16 protein-coding genes and 1 pseudogene are annotated in these 21,354 nt (G+C 48.2%); 3 read left to right on the plus strand and 14 right to left on the minus strand.

The annotated features are described in order from the left end of the window. Window positions 1–23: 23 nt before the first annotated feature. The 4 genes from WH37_RS15485 to WH37_RS15500 form a co-directional block, all read right to left on the minus strand. Window positions 24–965, minus strand: coding sequence for an ABC transporter permease (locus tag WH37_RS15485; RefSeq protein ID WP_046231505.1), 942 nt, complete (start codon window positions 963–965; stop codon window positions 24–26). Further along, window positions 958–2,004: an ABC transporter permease gene (locus tag WH37_RS15490; protein ID WP_046231506.1), complete on the minus strand. Its 1,047-nt coding sequence runs from the start codon at window positions 2,002–2,004 to the stop codon at window positions 958–960. The genes WH37_RS15485 and WH37_RS15490 overlap by 8 nt, the downstream gene beginning before the upstream one ends. Then, window positions 2,001–3,557 carry an ABC transporter ATP-binding protein gene (locus WH37_RS15495; RefSeq protein ID WP_331458051.1) on the minus strand — a complete coding sequence of 519 codons (1,557 nt, stop codon included), beginning with the start codon at window positions 3,555–3,557 and terminating at the stop codon, window positions 2,001–2,003. The genes WH37_RS15490 and WH37_RS15495 overlap by 4 nt, the downstream gene beginning before the upstream one ends. Before the next feature lie 104 nt (window positions 3,558–3,661). Beyond that, on the minus strand, window positions 3,662–4,786 hold the full coding sequence (locus WH37_RS15500) for a BMP family ABC transporter substrate-binding protein (RefSeq protein WP_046231507.1): 1,125 nt from the start codon (window positions 4,784–4,786) through the stop codon (window positions 3,662–3,664). A gap of 248 nt (window positions 4,787–5,034) precedes the next feature. Between WH37_RS15500 and WH37_RS15505 the strand changes: the two genes are divergently transcribed. After that, a complete protein-coding gene (locus WH37_RS15505; protein ID WP_046231508.1) occupies window positions 5,035–5,787 on the plus strand; it encodes a helix-turn-helix domain-containing protein in 753 nt (250 codons plus the stop codon). A 107-nt stretch (window positions 5,788–5,894) separates the two neighbouring features. Further along, window positions 5,895–6,293 (plus strand): annotated as a pseudogene (locus WH37_RS15510) (formylglycine-generating enzyme family protein); the annotation flags it as partial. Between the two features lie 88 nt (window positions 6,294–6,381). Here WH37_RS15510 and WH37_RS15515 read toward each other — a convergent pair. Next, window positions 6,382–6,672 (minus strand): hypothetical protein, encoded by a 291-nt coding sequence (locus WH37_RS15515; RefSeq protein ID WP_046231510.1) that lies wholly within the window; start codon window positions 6,670–6,672, stop codon window positions 6,382–6,384. Between the two features lie 329 nt (window positions 6,673–7,001). Beyond that, complete coding sequence (locus WH37_RS15520; RefSeq protein WP_046231511.1) at window positions 7,002–7,184, minus strand: DUF3934 family protein; 183 nt, start codon at window positions 7,182–7,184, stop codon at window positions 7,002–7,004. Window positions 7,185–7,315: 131 nt separating this feature from the next. Here WH37_RS15520 and WH37_RS15525 point away from each other — a divergent pair, with 131 nt between their 5' ends. After that, window positions 7,316–7,552 (plus strand): hypothetical protein, encoded by a 237-nt coding sequence (locus WH37_RS15525; protein ID WP_046231512.1) that lies wholly within the window; start codon window positions 7,316–7,318, stop codon window positions 7,550–7,552. Window positions 7,553–7,857: 305 nt separating this feature from the next. Here WH37_RS15525 and WH37_RS15530 read toward each other — a convergent pair whose 3' ends face one another. From WH37_RS15530 to WH37_RS15565, 8 genes are all read right to left on the minus strand, one after another. Continuing rightward, a complete protein-coding gene (locus WH37_RS15530; RefSeq protein ID WP_046231513.1) occupies window positions 7,858–10,233 on the minus strand; it encodes a GH36-type glycosyl hydrolase domain-containing protein in 2,376 nt (791 codons plus the stop codon). A 116-nt stretch (window positions 10,234–10,349) separates the two neighbouring features. After that, on the minus strand, window positions 10,350–10,829 hold the full coding sequence (locus WH37_RS15535; RefSeq protein ID WP_046231514.1) for a DinB family protein: 480 nt from the start codon (window positions 10,827–10,829) through the stop codon (window positions 10,350–10,352). Window positions 10,830–11,113: 284 nt separating this feature from the next. Next, window positions 11,114–14,542, minus strand: coding sequence for an S-layer homology domain-containing protein (locus WH37_RS15540; protein WP_063838026.1), 3,429 nt, complete (start codon window positions 14,540–14,542; stop codon window positions 11,114–11,116). 352 nt (window positions 14,543–14,894) lie between these two features. After that, window positions 14,895–17,096 (minus strand): serine racemase VanT catalytic subunit, encoded by a 2,202-nt coding sequence (gene vanT, locus WH37_RS15545; protein WP_063838027.1) that lies wholly within the window; start codon window positions 17,094–17,096, stop codon window positions 14,895–14,897. Beyond that, a complete protein-coding gene (locus WH37_RS15550) occupies window positions 17,080–17,820 on the minus strand; it encodes a D-alanyl-D-alanine carboxypeptidase family protein (RefSeq protein WP_231594246.1) in 741 nt (246 codons plus the stop codon). Before WH37_RS15550 ends, vanT begins: the two co-directional genes overlap by 17 nt. Before the next feature lie 113 nt (window positions 17,821–17,933). Beyond that, complete coding sequence (vanG, locus tag WH37_RS15555; protein WP_046231516.1) at window positions 17,934–18,998, minus strand: D-alanine--D-serine ligase VanG; 1,065 nt, start codon at window positions 18,996–18,998, stop codon at window positions 17,934–17,936. A 182-nt stretch (window positions 18,999–19,180) separates the two neighbouring features. Beyond that, window positions 19,181–20,542: a sensor histidine kinase gene (locus tag WH37_RS15560; RefSeq protein WP_231594247.1), complete on the minus strand. Its 1,362-nt coding sequence runs from the start codon at window positions 20,540–20,542 to the stop codon at window positions 19,181–19,183. After that, a complete protein-coding gene (locus WH37_RS15565) occupies window positions 20,539–21,243 on the minus strand; it encodes a response regulator transcription factor (RefSeq protein WP_046231517.1) in 705 nt (234 codons plus the stop codon). Before WH37_RS15565 ends, WH37_RS15560 begins: the two co-directional genes overlap by 4 nt. Window positions 21,244–21,354: the final 111 nt, after the last annotated feature.

A 21,354-nucleotide genomic window follows, 5' to 3' on the forward strand; every position in this document is an offset into this window, starting at 1 on the left:
ATCTTGGTGAAAAAGAGTCTACGTTACGACTTTTTCTCCAATCTTTTAAGCTTCCTATTTCTTTTACGGGATTCGCTGACCGCGTATACGATGAGACCGATAACGGTCGTGACGTAAGGGAGTGTGCCGATCAGCTCTGCCGGAATTTTAAGCACTTGAAGCGCATTGGCTAGTGCATCCGCCGCTCCGAACAGAAGCGACGTCAGCGTCGTGCCGACCGTCGTGCTGCGTCCCATCGATTCCGCGGCAATCGCAATCCAGCCCCGGCCAGCGGTCATATCCCGCGTGAACAGCGATAGGTAGCCCATCGACATATAAGCGCCGCCAAGTCCTGCGAAAAAGCCGCTCAGCAGCAGCGCCGTATATTGCACCTTCACCACGCTGACCCCAACCGACTGGGCAGCCTGCGGATTTTCGCCTACTGAGCGAATGCGCAGGCCGAGCGGTGTTCTTTTCAGCATGTAATACACAACAAAAACCGCTATGATCGACATATAGGTCAATACATTATGGCCGGAGAAAATCGGGCCCAGCACTGGAATATCCTTAAGCAGCGGAATGTCCACGCTAGGGAGCACCTTGCTCGGAAGCGAGGTCGAGGAGCCTTTGTCTCCGCTCAGCAAATACAAAATAAATACGGTTCCCCCGGAGGCGAACATATTGATTGCTACCCCGCCGAGAATAATATGCGTCTTGAAGTGCAGAGTAAAAAAAGCCAATATGCCGGAAATGAGCGTGCCCGCCAGTACTGCACCCATCAGCCCAACCCATGAGCTGCCTGTATAAGCGCTGACCACGACGCCTGAAAGGGCCGCCACCAGCATAATGCCCTCAAGCCCGATATTGATAATACCCGCACGGTTGGAAATAAGAGCCCCTAATGCTGCGAACAAAATCGGAGTCGTTACCCGGAGGACAGAAAACGCAAATTCAGTCGTGAAAATGACATTAAACAAACTAGACATTACGCTGTGCCTCCTTGAGCAGCATCCGATTTTTCCAGAACTTCAAAAACTGTTCTGCCGAAATCAGCAAAATAATAATCGCCTGCACAATCGAAATCATTTCCGCAGGCACATCGGAGAAACGCGCCATCTGGTCGGCTCCGATTCGGATATAGGCGAGGAAGAGCGCTGCGCCGATGACCGAAAACGGATTATTTTTCGCCAGCATCGCTACAAGCGCGCCATCCAGACCGTAGCCCGGCAGCGACGACCACTGAAAGCGATTGTACATGCCCAGCACCTCGACCGAACCGCCCATGCCCGCAATAAATCCAGCAATTAAATGCACGATAATGATGACCTTGGCCGTCTTCATGCCGGAGTAGCCCGCAAATTCGCGATTGGCCCCCGTCATCCTCAGCTCATAGCCCCATTTGGTTTTGTACAGAAAATAATGGGCAGCCACGATCAGCACCAGCACGATGATCAGTCCCGTATGAATACGTGTACCTGGGATCAGCTTGGTGAGCACTGCAGTTTTCTCGAACTTGAAGGATACAGCTGCAAATGCCTGAGCATCGCGCAGCTTATAATTCAAAATATAAAGCCCAATGCCGAACAAAATATTGTTGAACATCAGCGAGCTGACGAGCTCATTTACATTCCATTTCGCTTTGAGAATGCCCGGAATCGCGGATAACACCGCGCCGACGAGCGACCCTGCCAGTATCGCCACAATCGGATGGACGAAGCTATTCAGGCTCAAATGAATCGCAAGCGTTGCTGCCACGACCCCGGAAAAATAAAACAGCCCTTCCGCTCCGAGATTGAACAAATTCGCTTTAAACAGCAGCGATACCGCAAGACCTGTGAACATGAGCGGAATCGCCATTTCAATGACGTTGCCGATATGCCCCTTCGTATTCAACGGCTCCCATAGGAAGATGCGAATGCTCTCCAGCGGCTGCTCGCTGACAATGGAAATAATAATAAATGCGAGAACAAGCGCAATCAGAATGACCGCTGTCGTACGGATGACTTCAAAATATTTTACCTTCATGCTTCCACGGCCCTCCTGATTTGCTGCTCGTCCTGCCGGTTAATGCCCAGCATGTACAGTCCGAGCTCTTCCTCGCTTACCGCCCACGGCTCTTCCAAATATGCGACAATTTGTCCTTCATACATGACGAGCAGGCTGTCACTCAGCTCCAATATTTCATTCAAATCTGCCGAAATGAGCAGCACGCCGCTGCCTCCATCCCGAAGCTCAATCAGCTTCTGATGAATAAATTGGGCTGCCCCGATATCGACGCCGCGTGTCGGCTGCTCGGCAATGAGCAAATCCGGAGCTGTCGAGCATTCACGAGCGACGACGACCTTCTGCATATTACCGCCTGAAAGCATGCCTATCGGCTGATTCGGGCCCGAGCATCGCACGCGGAATTCCTCAATGAGGGTAGTCGCAAGCTTAGCTATTTTTTTACTTTTCAAAAAGGGGCCATTGTTCATCGCTTTCGTATTGTATTGCGTAGAAATCAAATTATCGGAAATGCTCGCATCTTTGGCTGCACCTTGGCGCATGCGATCCTCCGGAATATAGGAAACGCCGAGCGAGCGAATTTTGCGGATATCATAGCCTTGAATGTCTGTGCCTTTAATGGCCACATTTCCCCCGCGCACGGCTAAACTTCCCGTTAACGCTTCAACGAGCTGGGTTTGCCCATTGCCCTCGACTCCTGCAATGCCAACGATTTCGCCGCCGCGCACCTTGAAGGCTACCTTATCGAGCAGCGCCTTGCCCGTCTCATCCGCCAATGAAAAATCAGTGACGGAAAGGATTGGCGCGCCGTAAGGCTTCTTCTCCTTGTCATACCTCAGCACGACGTCACGGCCGACCATCAACTTGGAAATTTCCTGCTCGGTGACATCCTTGGTCCAAAAAACGCCTTCGCTTTTGCCCGCGCGCATAATCGTGATCCGGTCGCAAATCGCTTTAACTTCCTTCAGCTTATGGGAAATAAATACAATTGTATGGCCCTGCTGCTTAAGCTGCGTCAGCTCGCGGAACAGCTCCTCGGTTTCCTGCGGCGTCAATACGGCTGTCGGCTCATCGAGAATAAGAATTTCGGCGCCACGCAGCAGCGCTTTCAAAATTTCGACCTTCTGCTTCATGCCGACACTGAGATCCTCGACCTTCGCCTTCGGATTAACGAGCAGATTGTACTTTTTGCTCATCTCCTCTGTCATCCGTACCGCTTCGTTGTAATTAATGCTGACGCCTTTCTTCGGCTCCATGCCCAGCACCATATTTTCCGCGACGGTGAATGACGGCACCAGCATAAAATGCTGATGGACCATTCCGATGCCATGGTCTATCGCATCCTGTGGCGAAGCCAGCAACACCTGCTTGCCCCGAAGAATGATTTCGCCTTCGCTCGGCTCTTCCATGCCGAACATCATTTTCATCAGCGTGGATTTGCCAGCACCATTTTCACCGACAATCGCGTGAATCTCGCCCTCAGCCAGCGAAAACTGCACGTTCTGGTTGGCGACAACCCCGTTCGGGTAAACCTTCGTAATATTTTTCATTTCGAGCAGCTGATTCGGCATCATCGTAAAACCCCTTTACCTTTCGGAGGTCATTATAAAGAGGCAGCTGGCCTTCTTCCGATTGGAAAAGAAGAATGACCAACTGCACTAAACCTTGCGGATCGTTATTATGGTTTAACGGCGTTGCGGATGGCCTCGATTTGCGAAGTTTCCATGCCCATCGCGTTGTCTACTTTAATTTCTTGTTTAGCCAGCTTTTGCTTGATGTCTTCCACTTGCTTCTGCATGTCTGCCGTGAAGATCGATTTGTAAATGTCATTTTCAGCAATGCCTACTCCCTCTTGATCAAAGCTGAGCACTTGGCGTTGTCCATATTCGAGCGTGCCCTCTTGCGTTTTCTTCACTGCGCCAAGAATAGAGGTGTCGATTTTTTTGATAGCAGACGTCATGATCAGATCCGCTTTTTCTTTATCCGTTTCCTGAAGCAGGGAGCCTTGGTCGGAGTCAACACCAATCGCGTAACGCTTCTTGTCTTTCGCTGCATCGAAGATGCCTAGGCCCGTTGCGCCAGCCACGTTGAAAATAACGTCAACACCGGAGTTGTACTGGATCAGCGACAGCTCCTTGCCTTTCGCCGGGTTAACGAAATCGCCCGCATAGGAAACGGCTACTTTAATGGCAGGATCGACGTATTGCGCGCCTTGGATATAACCAACCAGGAACGCATTAATGCCGGGAATGTCCATTCCGCCGACAAAGCCAATCACATTATCCTTGTTCGCATTTGGAATATCGGATTTCGTCGCAATCGCAGCTACTGCGCCAGCAAGGAAGGAAACCTCGTTCGTTGCGTAAGACATCGCATATACGTTAGCCGGTGTCTCTTCAATATCCGTGTCGTAGTTGATGAATTTTTTGTCAGGATACGTTTCTGCGGTTGCATTAAACATCTCGGTAATTTCAGATCCGCCGGAGATGATAATATCCCAGTCCTGCGCTGCTATATCTTGATAAGTAGGTTCCCACTTCGTTTTGTCTGTTCCCATTTCAATAACTTTCGTGTCGGCGCCCAGTTCGGATTTAACAAGTGTCAATCCCTTGTTCGCTGCATCAAAGAAGGATTTATCGCCAAGTGTGCCCGGTACGAGCAGAACAACCTTCAGCTTCTTGTCCCCGCTTGTATTGCCTGAGCCTGCTGAATTGCCGCTGCTTGTCCCTGTATTTCCTCCACCACAAGCTGCCAGCACCAATAGAACCGAAACCATGAGTAATGCCATCACATTTTTCTTCATTCTCTGTTCCCCCACTCTCTGTCGATTAAAAGTCGTGTTCACTTTGAAACCAGCCGCCCGCGCTTGCTGTCCTGAAAAGAATGCTTACCCCAAGTGTAATGTAGAAAATAAATAGGTTATAATAAAGGTACGCTTTCTGAATAGCTTGTTCGGGATGATACGATCATAACAAATTCGAAATCAAATAATTATCTCGATTCGGTCAACTTTTTATACGATTCGGCTATATAACGCGAAGGAGGGCTGTTATGAATCGATTATTGTATTTAGCAAATGACATACATGAGAGAAATACTAACATCCCTCCTCATCAGCATGAATGCTACGAGCTTGTTTATTATATTCGCGGGACCGGTCCTACCGTAATTGCAGGCCGGAAATATCGCTTTAAAGAGCATACGATTGCCCTCATCGCTCCCCGGCATATTCATAGCGAGATTCATGAGCTCGAGGGCGAGGTGCTGTTCATCGGTTTTAACGCTCCTGATGCGGAATTAAAAGGATTAAGCGGCGTTTATGACGACGATGTAAGCCATACGATTTTAAAGCATTTATGGCGTATCAAAGAGGAATTTTTCATCCGCCCGAGAACCGACAGCGAATCACTGAATGCTCTCCTCAATGAGCTGCTTCCACCGCTTCAGCAAATATTTGGTAACCGCAAAACACCCCATCCGTCAGAAGACCGGGTCAAATATGTCCTGCAATATATGGATGATCATTATAAGCAGAAGCTCACCGTTGAGCTGCTAGCTGACATGTCCGGTTACAGCTATGACCGCTTCCGCCATCTTTTTAAGGAACGCTACAACATCGCGCCTCTCCAATACATTTTGCTAAAGCGTCTGGAATATGCAAAATCGCTGCTTACAGATACCCAGATGCATATTTCTGAAATTGCCGCCGATGCAGGCTTTGCTAATGACGCGCAATTTTGCAGCATGTTTAAACGGGAAGTTGGCTGTACGCCTCGTGCCTACAGAAAGGTCACAATGTCTTGATGGATTGAAAATACAAATGATACAGAGGAAAGGAATGGAGTATGCCCGAGAAAATAAAGCGTTCTATGGATTATCCCATGGTCAAAATACAAGCGGGTGAAATCGATTTAAGGGACGATGGGGAAGAGGTAAGCTGTGACTGGAATGCCAATGGTTATCGCCTGCCTTCAGAAGCAGAGTGGCAATACGCTTGTAAAGCAGATACTTCAGGCTATAGATACGGAGAGCTCGATCAAATTGCTTGGTTTAATGAAAATTCAGAGGGCGTCACTCACGAGGTGAGGCAGAAGGAACCTAACGCATGGGGACTTTACGATATGCTCGGGAATACGTGGGAATGGTGCTGGGATTTATATGATGCGGAAGTATATGGACCGTACCGTATTTTCCGCGGTGGCAGTTGGGCTGAAGAGGCCCGGGGCTGTGGGGCTACGTGCAGGCGTCGCAGTCATCCATCCTTTTGCATCGACGACCTTGGCTTTCGCCTCGCCCGCTCTGTGCAATAGAATAGGCCAAATTAATGAGACGAACTCACCAAGCATGGCGTGTGGGTTCATCTCATCTATCCATTAACAGCCTATTTCATGTTGACGTTTACGCTTTGCCTTTGTAAGTTTTCGTGGCTGTATCGAGCATGGATTTCCAATCTGCAAACTCGGTCTCGCGTGCAACATGGCGATCAAACAGCTCGTCAGGAATGTTGTCGATCTCCTCATGCGTCTCTGCTTGAAAGTTGCCTTTCTCCAAAAACTGCCCAAAGCTGCTGCTGCTGGAATGCTTGCTCATAAATGCATCATTAAACAGCTCGTTTAATGAAACTTCGTTCGGATCTTCCTGGTTTGTTTTCTGTCCCTGCAGTTCCTTCAGCAGGTCGTCAAATGACATTGGTTTTTGCTTTCTCAGATTACCACTCCTTCAATTTGTGCGATCGACTCCAAGCCCATGCAAAATCCCTATACATGGAGTCTGATCTTTTTAAAAACCTTTTAAACATTCAAGCGTAAACGGCTGAAGCCGTCCTTTGGCGGCAAAGCTTCCGTTTCGCGATGAAATATAAGTTCAGTATAAGTGTGAAACTTATAAAGTCTTATATTTTCAAAAAAAACCTTCTGGAAAGCGCTGCTTCTTGCTGACCAAGATTTCAGTTACTTCTATAATATCATCATTCATGCTATGCGTTAATATATAGAACGTTTATGTTTTTTATTTTTGGGCTAAACACTGGGTTTCTCGCCTTTTTGAGTACTTGAAGCAGCGGCTCCATCCTGATTTTTAGTCCCTTTGCTTTTATAAGGCTTAGGCGCGTTTTTGGCTTTGTTGGCACTAGCCTGCCACCGATTCCAGCCCTTCTTGTCCGTTCCCCTGCCTGTTCCGCCCTTGCCCTTCGCCTTGCTCAAAAAATCACTCCTTTATGGTTGGCTCAAAATCGAGACCGTTGCTTGATGTATATATCCAGCTAAAAATGAGAAAGCATCTCCTACGCCTGTATTAGTTGACCGTCCTGCTGTGCAACCAATGGAATAGACAGATGCAGACTCAGTATAACAATGAAATGCTTGATTTGCCAGAGCTAGCCATTATAATTGATAGCTCTTCATGGCAAAAGCATGATAAAGAAAGCAAAAAAAGCATCTTCAACAACGCCGATGCGCTGTTAAAGATGCCAGATTTTATGGTTGATTCAGGCAATGCCCGATCATTCGTCGCTGCTGCTACTTGCTTAGCGCTTATTCGAGGCCAATCTCATCTGACGCTTCAAGGCTAGGGACCCGCAGCAGACGATTTGCTGAGACCACGCAGCTCGGGACGCTCACTCCTTTTTTTGAAGGACTGAGGTTCCGCTATTCTGGCTTTTGATCCGATTTCAGGCCGTACGCAGACAGGAAATCCGTTATCGCCCTCATCCTCCCGTCAAAATGACCATTTGCAGCGCATTAGCGGCCTCTGAGTCCGCAGCCTGCGCCTTAACCCGTGATCCTGTTGAAATAGCGGCTGCTGTGTCCACCAAGTCTATCTTCGTTGGGAGTAACCCCCTGAACAAAGGACATTAAGCTAAGGCAGCTACGGCAGCTAAGGCAGCTTCACCAGCACTTCGTATTTCGCTCCGGCTTGCACATCCTTAATGATGTCGCCTTCAATCAGGTCGCCATTTACATATACCTTTACACCATTAACTGATGCATCCCGCTTCATATTCACATGCAGCTCCGCTCCGCGGAATAACCTCGTAACAGACGCTTCGTTCCAATCAGCAGGCAATTGTGGACGCACCTGAAGCCCTTGCGCGTGGCCTTGCAAGCCGAACAGCCCGTCAATCAAGCAGCGATATACCCACGGAACCGTTCCTGTATTGAACAGATGGCTGGAGCGTCCAGCCGTCCGCGGAAACTGTTTATACGCACCGCGATAATAATTCGGAATGAATACAGGCAGCTGGCCCCGTCTGAGGATGTCCTCGGAATCGGGTCCAGGAATCATTTTTCGCAGCAGCCGGTATGCATTCTCTTTCTCCCCCACCAGGTATAAAGCGTAGATGTAAAAAGCAGCGGCATGATTGTACACCGCACCGTTCTCGGCACTGCCCGGATGCTTCTGTGTGACCCGGCCTACATCTTCCCGCATAGCGGTAAAAGACGGCGCCAGCTTCTCCACGCCGTAAGGCGTCTCCAGCTGTTCCTGAACCGACTGAATCAATCGCTCTTGCTTGTCTGCATCAGCAGCTCCGCTCATCAGTGCCCAGCCTTGAGGATTAATAAAAATCCGGCCTTCCTGATCTTTGCTGATCCCAAATACTACATTGTCATCTGTTATACCGCGTGCGTACCAATCGCCATCCCATAAATACTCATTCGCTACAGCGTTGGTCGTGTCAGCTGCTTGCCTGAACTCTGCGGCAATGGCCGCGTGTCCGCCCTGCTCACAAATGTCGGCCCATACTTTGAACGCATAGGCTGTCGCAATCGTAAGCCACCCTGACACGCCTTTTCCTTTGTAGCCCACCATGTTCATCGGGTCACACCAATCTCCTTGATTGATGTAATTCAGCCCGCGTTCATCCCGATCATGCATGAGCCACTTCATCGCGCGGTTCATATGCTCCAGCACAGATGCCGTCTTCGCATCGTCTGAGAAAGCAACCTGCTCCTCCAAAATGCTGTAGTCATTCGTTTCATCCAGGTAAGTGCTCATACATACCGGCAGCCACACGCAGTGGTCAGTATGCGGCACCTGGTTAATATATTTAAGTTCAGCGTCCGGGTGCAAAATAATGCCGTCTGGCATCGCTCCGCTTGCATGCTGCTGCGACAGCGCCGTCAAGAAGGCGTCTCTGGCAATTTGCGGCTGAATATAGCTCATGCCCATATTATCCTGCAAATAGTTGCGCGTCTGTGGATCTGTTGTCAGACGGTTCGTTTTGCCGTGATAATACATTTGGCGCGGCAGCCAGTGATTGACGAAGTTATCCAGTCCGGCGTCCGGCGTCTGAATTTGAATGTTGCCTTGTCCTTCCGCGACATAGGCTGCATATTCCTGCTCGGCTGCGGCGAATCCATCCTGTCCGGCGGCATTGCGCTTTACAAAATAATGCTGGCGGAATTGTTCAATCTCCGCTTCATCAAAAGCCGGGCCAAAAATAAACCGGTATTCCTGCTCAGCCCCTGCTTCCAGCTCCAGTCTGTATTGAAGCGCGCATACTGGCGTTTCATACCGCGCATCTCCGCCCGACAATGTTTCCCCTTGAAGCGCCGATGGCGAGTGAAGACCGCCTTCGCCTTCGAAGCTTTCATGATTCACTTCCCAAGCAGCAGGCTTGTGATCAGCAAGCAAAAACGTCTTGTCTCTGTAAGTTTTAATTTTACTGTAATCCTGATATTTCTGGTACGGTGTGACCGCTGAGCAGACAATGCCTTGCAAGTCCTCTACGTAAGCACCGGATTGATTCATCCACGACATATAGCCTACCGTAAAATAAGGATAGACGCTGATTTTGCGTTGCTTCTGCGACCGATTGGTCACCTTAATGCGCCATAGCTCCATCGCATCGGCTTTAGGCAAACGCAGGCTCATCTCAATGGAAATATCATCGCTTTCAATCGTCCAGCGAATATCGTGCTTGCCCACGGCAAACGTATAGCTATCCGCCAATTTCCGTACCGGTTCATAAGGAGCAGAGAAAATATCTCCACTCTCTTCATCTTTAATATAAACAAAACGTCCAGGGTGATGAGCATAATACGGCTGCTCCGGCTGCATAAACGTTTTCGCTTCCAAATTCGGGGCATACGAATATTTCGCCGGCTCGGGCTGCATAAATTGCGCTACAGCGTAGCCACGGCAATTCATATGAATCATCATTTTTTCGTTCCAGAGAAATCCGGAAGCCTTGGGCAGGCTCGTCGGGCTGGTCAACTCATAATATTCATTATTTTCCGTTGCTCTAATCATTACTGAACCTCTCTTTCAATAGCTGAAATAAAAAAGAATGCCTATTAGAAAATTGTTAACATCTTCTATTATTATAACATTGGAGCCTCTATAGTCACGAATAAATCCACAAACGATCAATCCCATATCTTAGGGCGTTCAATTCCCATTGTTCTCATATAGTCTAACAACTGACCTGTGTGAACAGCTTCGTGGTAAGCAATGCGTAATAACATATCCCCAAGTGGTCTAATATAGCCACCTGCATCATAAAGGTCTATTTCTATATTTTCTAAGTCGTTTATATGAATTGTTTTGATGTATTTCAAGAATTCCTCACGATAAGGCTGTGCAAATTCAAGGTCATCATCTACTGATATGAATTCTTTTGCTTCAAAGGGATTAAACAAATTAGTTAGTGCTTTTCCGCCTCTCCCTATAAGAACCTGGTGAAAAAGAAACTCACCTTGTAATAAATGTCTAATCACTCCAGCACAAGTAAGAGCTTCTTCATCAGGCTTCCAATTTAACCTGTCTTCAGGTATAGCCTTCCATACTTTTATACTTCTACGTCTAACTTCTTCAAAATTGAAAATGATTAAATCAGCTGCATTCATCTACCCCACCCCTTTGCTTCTATTTATAGGCAAATTATACCAAGCTCATTTTCAATAGACAAATTTTACGAATACAGCCTTTATTAAAAAATCGTGTTCATCTCTAGTACCGGTTAGATCTGCCCCTCTCGCCATTAAGAGCTTCGCATAATCGACGGAGGTACATCCCCTTTTCTGCGTAAGGTATGGATCGAAATAATAAAAGACTTCCGGTCTTCCCCCAGAAGGGGAAACATCGGAAGCCACTTTTATAAAGTAAGTATTTTCAATCTAGCACGATATAATTAAATATTCAGAGCTTGCAACAGCTTGTAGATCATCGCCGCAGCTTCCGCTCTGCTTGCCGCTTGGCCCGAACGGAACGTATGATCCTCATATCCGTTCAAAATACCGGCCGTCACCGCTGTATTCACCGACGGTTGAGCCCAAGCTGGGATAGAAGAAGCGTCCTGGAACTGCACCTGTCCGGCGCTGTTTGCCGTATTCTGCTCCACCATACTCAGCGCGCCGGCTATGATCGTCGACATTTCAGCTCTGGTGATCGTTTGATCCGCTTTAAACAACACGGCGCCATTTTCCTTGTAGCCGTGAATGAGGCCTGCTTTTACCGCTGCGGCCACACTTGCTTTAGCCCAAGCCGGAATTTCTTTGTCATCTGCAAACTCCGTAGTTTCCGCGGAAGTCTGAAGCCCCAAAGCTGCTGCGACCATTTTGGCGAATTGTGCTCTGGTTACGGTATCTTCCGGACGGAAGGATTGATCCTCGAACCCTTGAATGACATTCATCCCGATTAACCGATCCGTGTACTGAGCCGCCCAATGGTTTCTCAAATCTTTATACTCTACCGGTTGGTAGCCGTAGACGGCAAATTTCGTAAAATGGCTGACGCTTACCTGGACGGTTCCATCTGATTTTACGGTTCCGCCCAAATAAATCCAACGCTTCTGCAGCTCATTGTAGTAATAGACTGCGGCGGTATATCCTGGCTGCAGCTCATCCGCTTTGTAATTAAGGGTAATCTCCACCGGCTTGTTGAAAGTATGACCCGTAGAGCTGGTGAATTCCACCGTTTGACTCAAAGCTTGCAGCTTTCCGGCCGATTGCACTTCTTGTTCTGCAACGACAGCTACGCTTACTTTACCGTCCGCAGAAACAGCTCCGGAAGGAATTTTGAATGCAGCTACATCTTTAAGGCTGCCTTCCGCGCCCTGCTTGGCATCCAGCTTTACTTCCACAGAAGGAAGGGCATGAGATTCGGTCGAAGGAGTGCCTGGAGTCGCATTTCCATTGCCGTTGGAGCTATCATTTTGTCGGGAATTAACGTACACCGTACGATTGACTTCGTCCGCTGCGTTCCCTGCTAGATCCTTCGCGTTGTAATGAAGCGTGTAGGTTCCCGGAACGGATGAATTCACCGATCCCGTTACAGTTACCGCCTCTGTAACACCAAAATTGTCCGATGCGCTTGCTCCCTGCTCGTTGTACTCATTGCCTGCCGTCAAAGTAACGGTGCTCTCTCCCTTAAGGGTAATAACCGGCTTCGTCCGGTCAATTTTGGCTGCGAGCGGAAGGACAGCCTCATTACCTAAGTTATCCGTCGCCTTGAATAATAACGTATGCATACCTTCTTCCGATACTGCAACCTTGCTGCCGTCAGTGTAGGACTCATAATTCACCCCGCCATCGGTCGACAGCTGCATTGAAACAGTAATTAGCGGGGAAAATACGCTGGCATAGACACTGGCGGTCACGCTTTGATTCGTCCATGCACCGCTCGTATAAGACTGGCCGTCCGCCGTACTCATCGTACCTTGAAGCTGCAATGCACCCGAATTGTCGGCACCTTTCACCGTCGCATAAAAGGTTTTGGCTACGCTGGAATCACCGCGCTTGACTGTAGCGGTTAAATTGAGCACCGTGTCGTTTTTAGGACGGAAAACCAGCTTACCGTCATCACCGATCAGCAAATGGTTGGAGCTGGACCATGTGATGGACGTTCCGTGTTCTCCCGATTGCGGCAAGGAGATGTCCGACGCTACTGCGGTTATGTCGCCCAAGTCAATAGCTGCGGCGGTATCATTAACCGCTTGAAGATCGCTGTAAGGCTCGGCGGTAACAAAGATAGGGTTTGAATAAAACCACAGGTCCTTATAGTTCCGTTTGTTGATTTCTGTGAACCTGGTTTCGTTATCTGCAATGTCCGTTTTCGGGTCGATCAACGGCTCCCCATTGCTTGTTTCCCCATCAACGTTCATGCCAAGATTGGTGCCCCGTAGTCTGAAATATTGGCTCTTGCTCGCAGCACCCAAATGATAAGTAATGACATTGTATCCGTCCGCATCCGTCGTCCAGTCACTGCTGGTAAAAGTAGCTACGACTTGGGCCGAATCGTTCGTTTCCTTGCTGTAAGCATCCGTCCCAGGCTGCGCCTTACCGGTTACATCCCCGGAAATCAGGTCCACGTGATCCACCTGCACGGCATCTCCGTTGTTGTTTTTGTCAGGGCTTTTGAAACGGATAGTAAGCGTCATATCGTCCCCCTGCTTCACTTGCAGGTTTCCGCCCATTTCTGCCTTGCTTCCGGCGCCGTCGACATGAAAATCCAGCGCGTTAATCAAGTCGCCGAATACAGAGAACGATTTGCCTGACCGCATGCCATCCAGGACGGCCTGCATATTGGAGCCATTGACCCAAGTATAGTTCTTGGAGTATTGTCCCGGCCAATACCCGCTGGAGTATTGGCGGTTCCCGCTGATTTCGAAATGAGAATCCGAATTGGAAAAATTCCAGAACCGACGCCCTTCTCCCAGCAGCGCATCCCACACGCCCCCGAGTTTGGCAACCATATAGTCTGCGCCGCCATACGTTCTGTTCTTCGGATTCGTCAGATTCAAACCACCTCTATCGGGTTCCATCTGGTTGCCCGGCATGCCTTCCATTCCGAAAAAGACGTCAGGAGCTGCGTTGTTGAAATCGCGAATATCCGAAGCCGAGTAAATCGTTTTGCCGCTGGAATTCGTTTTTCTTGATGGATGATTTAAAATGGCGTAGCTGGTGTTCGCATAATTCGTTTCCAGCCAGCTAATAGCCTTTCTGGCATCGCTCGATGTCGAGTAAGCCCGGCTATCTTTCGCGTCCCATGCGGCAACATCCGCCGGATCAAACATACTTGCGGCCCGGTTCGTAAACAAGTACTCGAACTGATTCGCCACTTTCAAGCCTTCAGCCGATCCCGAATCGTCCGTCAAAATGCCGACCCCGACATGATCGTAGGTTGGCATATCCCACTCAAACCCTGAGAAAATAATTTTATTTTGATAATTGCCCGCATCCTGAAGCTGCTTGATTTTCGGCGCCTGATATTGAATAATGCCTTGGGAAAACGGAATCGGACCTCCCGATATCGTATTTCCCTCGTCATCCCGGCTCGATGTTCTCAAATGGTCGGAAAGGGCCATCCAGTCCATGCCATAATTGTTAAATGCATAATCAAGCACGTCCTTCAAGGATTGCTGCGCATCGTCGGATTGATAAGTATGTGCGTGATATTCACCTGCCATCCATTTCCCTGTACTTGCCGTGCCGTTAGCATTCGCTTGCGTATCAGCTGCTCCATAAACGGTTGCGGCAGGGAAGCTTTGACCTAACAGACTGAGGGCAAGCGGAAAAATCGAGGCTAAACGAAACCATTTCTTTGATGTGTGAGCTAGCAAGTGATAAACCTCCAGATAAGTGAAATATGCAAAAAATGAGCTTGAAAATTAGGTTATGCCGTCTGCATGTATACCTTTTTACACTCCTGTGCAGGCCTCCCCCTTGAGGTGATAACAGTCAACAAGCAAGTATTAATCTATAGGATGACCCCACACATGTCCATAGAATGGGCACAAGCCATATAAAACCTTAACAATACAGCGCTCTCATACGGATAAGGCACTATGTAAAGTCGATCCCCGTGCCCGTTCTTATCGCATTTTAAAAAGTACTGCTTGCCATGTATTTACCCAGAGAAGTAACCTTCGTCAATATAAAAAAGACCGTTCATTTTGAACAGTCCACAAACCATTAATAAAGCAGCTTCGTTTTTCCCTTTATTTGTGCATCCGCTCTAACCCTCTCCGCTTCCGCAGCATTAGAAATATACACATTCTCCACTCGGCTGCCGAGTGCACTAACCACTTCATTCGTTATCGTTCCTACTCGCTTGGCGATTTCGCCGGCTGTAATGCTCTCTTCGCCATCTTGTCCGATCAGTGTTGCCGTATCTCCCTGACGAACGTCAGCTATAGCCGTAACATCGACCATCATCTGATCCATACAGATTTTCCCTACTATTAAAGCCCGCTGGCCATGTATGAGCACGCAGCCTCCTTTTTGGGACAGCTCGCGCGGAATACCGTCTGCATAGCCAATCGATACCGTTGCGATTTTGCTATCTCGTGAAGGCGTGTAGCAGCCATTGTATCCGACGGGCTCGCCTGCTTGAATGCTCTTTACCAACGTAACCGTCGCCTTCAGAGACAAAACCGGACGCAGCTCGACGTTAGCATGCACGCGGTCGTTATCCTGGCTCAGTATGCCATACAGGGCAATACCCGGCCTTACAATTCCGTAACCTCGTTCAGGATAATTTAAAATGCCATAGCTGCTCTGAATATGGGTTATCCCCGAATCGAAGCCGTCTGCTGTAAGCTGGTCGACCACGCTGTCAAATCGCTCTAACTGAAGCCTCGTAAAGTCCACATCTTCCTTGCGGTGGCTTTCCGCTGACGTGAGGTGGCTGAATGTGCCCATGACCTGCAAATTTTTATGCTGATACATCGACCGTATACGCTCCATGTCGTTGTAATGCTCACCAAGCCGATTCATGCCCGTATTGATTTTAATATGCACCTTTATTTTCTTCCCAAAAGCTTGAAGCCTCTCCGCATCATCTGCACTAATAACGGTCTGTGCAAGCTTGTAGCGGCGCAGCTCTTGAAGTCGATTTAAAGGCGTATAGCCTAAAATGAGGATATCGCCTTTGATTCCTTTTTTACGCAAGGCTATGCCTTCATCAATCTCCGCGACGGCGAAGGAACGAACGCCCGCTTCATTAAGCTTCCTTGAAATGGGGATGCTCCCATGACCGTATGCATCCGCTTTGACAACCGCCATCATTTGGGTGCCTGCTCGGGTAATCTTTTTAAATTGCCTGAGATTATGCTCTAAATGATCCAAATTTATTTCTGCCCATGCTCGATGCATAGCGGGTTTCCGAGGTTTGTTCCTTTGCTTAATCAGCACCAAACCCGCTGCCACTAGCATAGATAATAACGTAACCGCAAGGAAATGCAGAAGACTGTCTCCTATGAAAAGCTCGGCCGTTCCCGTTAACTTTGCGATGCCACGCACCGCTACTATGAACAGGGGATACAAAATATAAATCCACATGCTCCATTCCCGAATAAACGGACTTGCCTTCCATTTAAGCAGGAGCGCTAGCTGAAAAAAGCTGTACACAGCAGGAACCAAAGCGATATACATGCTGTCATGGCGCGGCCAGCCCGCATTTTTTAAGGCTATGCCCTCGGCCACTAGCAAGCAGACCGATCCGAGAAAGCCTGCCGCATACCATTTCCATGCAAGCTTGTTCGTTTTTTGAGCGGACCATGCTCCAAGGGCAATATAAAGCGGTGCAAAGCCAATCCCGTTTCTCGTATAGTCGAACAGCTTCGTATACAGGGCACTCAGCAGGCTGTTTTGCTCAGCAAGTCCAGCATAGCTGTCCTCTAGCAAAGCGATCGCATATAAAATAACGGTCACCGCTAACACGATCCATAGTGCCAACCTGGCATGGAACACATACACAATCCACATGCCGAGCAGAAGCGCTGGCAAATACCACAGGTGGTAAAACGTGCCGTTAAATACGATGTCCTTCCACAAGGACGCGATTCCAAACGACTCTGTAAAATAGCCCATATAAATATTCAAAGGGACATATAAAAGAATAGCAAGGAGATACAGCTTTCCTATATGGCCAGAAAAACGGCCTAAGGCTGCCCAATCATTTCTTTGATCTCCCGTAAGCTTAATGAAGAAGAAATACCCGGACGCCATAAAAAAGAAAGGGACAGCAAGGCGTGCCACGATGCTTGTCACGATAAAATCGGCATTGGGACTGTAGGAGCTTAAGGGCCCCGTATGAATGGCAATGACCAGTAGCGCGGCAGCTAGCTTGAAATAGTCCACACCGCCATAGCCAAATTTACTCACAGCTCCCATCGCCTTTCCGATGAAATACAGTCACAACAAAGCCATCCTGATTATTGCCGGATAATTGATAGCGATCTCCGCTCACGATTGGCACAGTAGTTATATGTTCCTCCGCTTTAACATAATAGATTTGGGCAAAGGCAGAACGCCCCTCCACATAAAGATGCTTGTTGTTAAAGGCGAATTGCTTGATATATGCCGTGTACTCTTCCAGGCACAAATCTTGCTGCTTCATAAGCATGGAATGCGGATAGCCCACGTAACGGTAATGCCACGGCTCGCAAGCAATGCCCGTTTTCCCTTCCTTGCTTTCCTGATATCTTTGGATAAAACCGTACTCTGCCGCAAGCGCTTTGAATCTGCCGCTCGCTCCATCATCCGGAAACGATGGACGTATATAATCGATATCGCCCCTGTACAGACCTACATCTACAGCAAGTCCCGTTTGGTGCTCGCTCGCTCCCGGAATGGCCACATATCTCGCTGTGAAAGCAGCCCCATTCTCCTCTAGCGAAGCGGCAAATATCCTTGCTTGTGCTTCTCTTGAGCGATAACCGCTTACCGCGGCAATATCATCCTCCGCCTGGCATGCCTCCAGGAGGGCAGACAATTGCTGGATACATATTTTCTCCAGTGTTATGCGCTGCTCCTCCACATGGCTGGCCTGCCGAATACGCGAAGACAACGCCCCGAGGTTTGGCTCAAGCTGTCTCACCGGATTTTCCTGATTCACAAGGATTAAGCAGCCTTTATGCACATCGTCTCTGCCTACCTGTATATTGCTTTCATGCTGCCTTTCGTGCTGCCTCTCGCTGGGCTTGCGGCTTATGCTTATTTGTAGCTCCATCACAATGGGGCCTTTGCTGTCTCTAGATCAATGAGACGCTCCAGCAGCTCAGGAAAGGCAATGCCCGCATGCTTCATCATATTCGGATATCTGCTGTGCGCCGTGAAACCGGGCAGCGTGTTTACTTCATTAAATAAGAGCCGCCCATCGCTCGCATAAAATAAATCAACTCTTGCTAGCCCGCTGCAGCCCAGCACGCTGTAAATCCGCAGCGCCATATCCTTCACTTTGTCCGCGATTTCCTTATGGATGCGGGCAGGCAGATGAATGGCTGCTGTGCCTAGCGAATATTTCTCTTCATGGTCGAAAAACTCGCCCGTCAGCGCAATTTCATCGATTTCGCCGATTATAGGCTGCGAGGCATCGCCAAGTACGGCGCAGCCAACCTCAAAGCCAATCACATGCTGCTCGATTACGATTTTCCCATCATGGGTAAAAGCTTCTTCGATGCCGCTAATCAGCTCTTGCTCCGTATAGGCTTTCGTTATGCCGATGGAGGAGCCTGATCTGGAAGGCTTCACATAAAGCGGGAAGCCCAGCTTCGCCGCTGCCTTTACTGCTTCGGCAATGGAATCGCCAGCCAGGACGGTAATCGAAGGCGGCACTTCCAGCCCGGCAGCTTGGACTACATTTTTGGCCACCGCCTTATCCATACAAATAGCAGAGGACAATGTGCCACAGCCTACGAATGGCAAGCCCGACAGCTCAAGCAGCCCCTGCACGGTGCCGTCTTCACCATTTTTACCATGCAAAACCGGGAATACGACATCTAATGTGGTGATGTGGAATTCCGTATGAACAAGCTCAATCAGCCCTCTCGTTTCTTTACTCGGTGATAGAAGGGCCGGCATACATTTATCTGGCTGGCCGCTCCAGCAATCCTCACGAATATCTGCTATGTCACCGTTATATCTATACCAACGTCCGTCTCTCGTAATACCGATCATGACGACCTCATATTTATCTCGATTCAAATGCTCCAGGACAGCGGCGGCTGAGGATAACGACACCTCATATTCCGTAGAACAACCGCCGAACAATACGCCCACTCGTATTTTATTCATCTTCTTATTCATCCCCCTATCAGGTGTATGAATCTATCATAGAGAGCTTCTCTTATGAGCCCATAAACATAAGCTTAGTAGTATCGAAACATTTGCTTATCATTTCTTAACCTTTCTTAACATTTGTTTAGCAAAAACAAAAATCACAATTCCTCGTGTACAAGGCAATTGTGTTTTCGTTATTAATATAAGGGGAATCGCGTTTCAAATACCGTCTCGCCTCGCCTGCTTTTTACCGCAATCGTTCCATCATGCAGCTCCACGATGCTCTTCGCAATCGAAAGTCCGAGCCCCGTCCCGCCAGTCTGCTGAGACCTGGATTGGTCTCCACGATAGAAGCGTTCAAATAAATAAGGCAAATATTTCTCTGGAATTGGCTCGCCGTAATTGACGACCTCCACTACAGCATAACCATGCTCCTGCCGCAAACGGACATCGACATAACCGCCTTCCTGCCCGTATTGAATCGCATTCATGATCAGATTTTCAAAGGCTCTGACCAGCCGGTCGCCGTCGGCCTTAATTTTGAGCGGAGCAGGGTCCGGGTATGCCCGCCCCTTCATTCCTGCTGCTTCCAGATTCGGAACGAACTCCTCTAATAGCTGCTGGATAAAACCGTTTAAGTCCAATTCGAGCTTTTCCAAGGGCATGCCGTTATTCACTCGCGTAAATTCGAATAAATCATCAATCAATTTTTTCAAGCTTAATGACTTTTCGTAGGCAATTCCAATGTAATAACGAAGCTCCACCTCATCTTTATAACGATCATTTTCGATCAGCTCCAAAAAACCGAGAATCGATGTCAAAGGCGTGCGCAGATCATGTGAAACCCCTGTAATTAAATCATTTTTCGTCTTCTCCGCCTTGCGCTCCTCTTCAATTAACGTGTTCAGCTTGTGGCCCATTTGATTGATGTTATAAGCGACTTCCCCCAATTCATCCGAGGATTTCACCGCGATCTCATAGTTAAGATTCCCATTTGCAATCTGTTGGAGACCGAATGTAATTTCCCTTAAATAATGAATGGTTTGATTGCTGATCAGGAAAAATACGACCAAGAAGAGAAAAAAGCAAGTGGCGATGATAAGCGGCAAACGCCCTGCCGTTTCAATAATGCCGCGTATGAGCTCTCCTAACGGCGCTATTTCTGCAAGCAATACGACCATAAAATAAAGTAAAACAAATAAAATAAAGCTGATGACGAGGCTTACTAAAAACCCGAATACGAGCTTCCAGCGAATCGTTCGAAACAGCCAGCTTCCCGTTCCAAATGATGCAAAGCTTCGACGATAACTGGCATTTGCTGCTTTCGTTTCCCGACTGTAAAAAAATATTAAACAGATGCTAAATAAAAGCAAAGCCGCAAAAATGACAAGCGTTATGGTCCCTACCATATTTTGCAGCCCTCTTACGGTTTGCCGGAAAGGCCCGATATTCATTAGAAAATTAGCTGAGAGACCATAGGCGAAAAACAATCCGATTATGGTAATTACGATGCTTCCCAGCGTAGAAAAGATGAGGCGTCTCATTTGCTCACTGCTCATAGCGCCTCCATTTTATAGCCGATGCCCCATACCGTTTTAATAAACTTCGGATGCTGTGGATCTTTCTCGATTTTCTCGCGGATTTTACGGATATGAACCATGACCGTATTTTTCGATTCCATGAACGGCTCATTCCATGCTACCTCGTAAATTCGTTCCGTACTAAGAACGATTCCCCGATTAATGGCCAACAGCTCCAGCACGGCGAATTCACGCGGCGTTAGCTTCACCTCTTGCCGATCGACAGTAACGGTATGGGTCGCATTATTAATGACCAGATCATCGATTACGATTTGTTGGTCGTTGCTGGGCTCCGACCTCCGTGTACTAATCCGATTATAACGGCGCAAATGGGACTTAATGCGCGCGACAAGCACAAGCGGACTAAACGGCTTGGACACATATTCATCGGCCCCGATGCTGAGCCCCGCGATTTTATCAATATCTTGCGTCTTCGCTGACAACATAATAATCGGGATGTTGTGATCCTCTCGAATTTTCATACACGCTTCCAGTCCGTCCATCTTCGGCATCATCACATCAAGAATGATGAGATCAACGCTATTTTTGCTTAGCAGCTCAAGCGCCTCCAATCCATTCGACGCCTGCAGCAGATTATATCCTTCATTCAGCAAATAAATCTCAATCAGCTTCAATATTTCCTTTTCATCATCAACCATTAATATCGTTGCAGCAGCCATTGCGTTTCCCCTTTCCTCCAAAGCACCCTTGCCTCGTTGATTGCAGTTTAACCTTCCTTCTATTATGAAGGAAACAGTTTAACTACAAGGGCCCCATTGCTTATGAATGGT

This window comes from Paenibacillus algorifonticola (genome assembly GCF_000971975.1).
GTDB classification, from domain to species: domain Bacteria; phylum Bacillota; class Bacilli; order Paenibacillales; family Paenibacillaceae; genus Pristimantibacillus; species Pristimantibacillus algorifonticola.